The sequence below is a fragment of the Planomonospora algeriensis genome, from assembly GCF_977012225.1.
Map to the genome: position 1 here is coordinate 1 of NZ_CDRNDK010000836.1, position 1,460 is coordinate 1,460.

Here is a 1,460-nt window from a genome sequence, read left to right on the forward strand (position 1 = left end):
GGCCGGGTGGCGGCGCCGTACCCGGGCCGGGCGGATCGGGCGGTGCGGCTGCTCCGGCGCGGGGCGCCTGCGGAGCGGACCCCGCGCTGGTGGAGCGGATCCTGCGGTTCGCGGCGACCGAGATCGTGCCCCGGCTGGCGCGGACCACCGACGAGATCGGTGCGATCCTGCACGCGCTCGACGGCGGGTACGTGCCCGCCGGGCCGAGCGGGTCGCCGCTGCGCGGGCTGGTCAACGTGCTGCCGACCGGGCGCAACTTCTACTCGGTCGACCCCAAGGCGGTGCCGAGCCGGCTGGCCTGGGAGACCGGGCAGGCCATGGCGGACTCGCTGCTGGCCCGCTACCGGGAGGAGACCGGCGGCTGGCCCCGCTCGGTCGGGCTCTCGGTCTGGGGGACCAGCGCCATGCGCACCGCCGGGGACGACGTGGCCGAGGTGCTCGCGCTGCTCGGCGTCCGGCCCGTCTGGGACGAGGCGTCGCGCCGGGTCACCGGCCTGGAGCCGATCCCGCTGCCCGAGCTGGGCCGGCCCCGGGTGGACGTCACCGTCCGCATCAGCGGGTTCTTCCGGGACGCCTTCCCGCACGTCGTGGCCATGCTCGACGACGCCGTACGGCTGGTGGCGGCCCTGGACGAGCCGGAGGAGGACAACTACGTCCGGGCCCACGTGCTGGCCGACTCCGGCCGCGGCGACCGGGCGACGATGCGGATCTTCGGTTCCCGCCCGGGCGCCTACGGGGCGGGGCTGCTGCCGCTCATCGACAGCCGCAACTGGCGCGACGACGCCGACCTGGCCGAGGTCTACGCGGTCTGGGGCGGGTTCGCCTACGGCCGGGGCGTCGACGGCGTCCCGGCGCGCGAGGACATGGAGACGGCCTACCGGCGGATCGCGGTGGCGGCCAAGAACGTCGACACCCGCGAGCACGACATCGCCGACTCCGACGACTACTTCCAGTACCACGGAGGCATGGTCGCCACCGTCCGCGCCCTCACCGGCCGAGCCCCGGCCGCCTACATCGGCGACAGCACCCGCCCGGACGCGGTCCGCACCCGGACGCTGTCGGAGGAGACCTCCCGGATCTTCCGGGCCCGGGTGGTCAACCCGCGCTGGCTGGCCGCGATGCGCAGGCACGGCTACAAGGGCGCCTTCGAGCTGGCCGCCACCGTCGACTACCTGTTCGGCTACGACGCCACCACCGGGGTCGTCGCCGACTGGATGTACGACCGGCTCGCCGCGGCCTACGTGCTGGACCCGGAGAACCAGGCGTTCCTGGCGGAGTCCAACCCGTGGGCGCTGCACGGCATCGCCGAGCGGCTGCTGGAGGCCGCCGACCGGGGCATGTGGGAGCACCCGGACCCGGAGATCCTGGCCGGGGTGCAGGAGGTCTACCTCAAGGCGGAGGGCGACCTGGAGGGCCGGGGATAGCGCGCCCCCGCCGCGGGGCGGGAGCGGCCGGCGCCG

General features: G+C 75.6%; 1 protein-coding gene. It reads left to right on the top strand.

Annotated features, from left to right (window positions below):
- Positions 1-1,424 (top strand): cobaltochelatase subunit CobN (locus ACWJ6R_RS36225; RefSeq protein WP_449066530.1); only part of this gene is annotated, 1,424 nt, incomplete at its 5' end.
- Between the last annotated feature and the right edge of the window lie 36 nt (positions 1,425-1,460).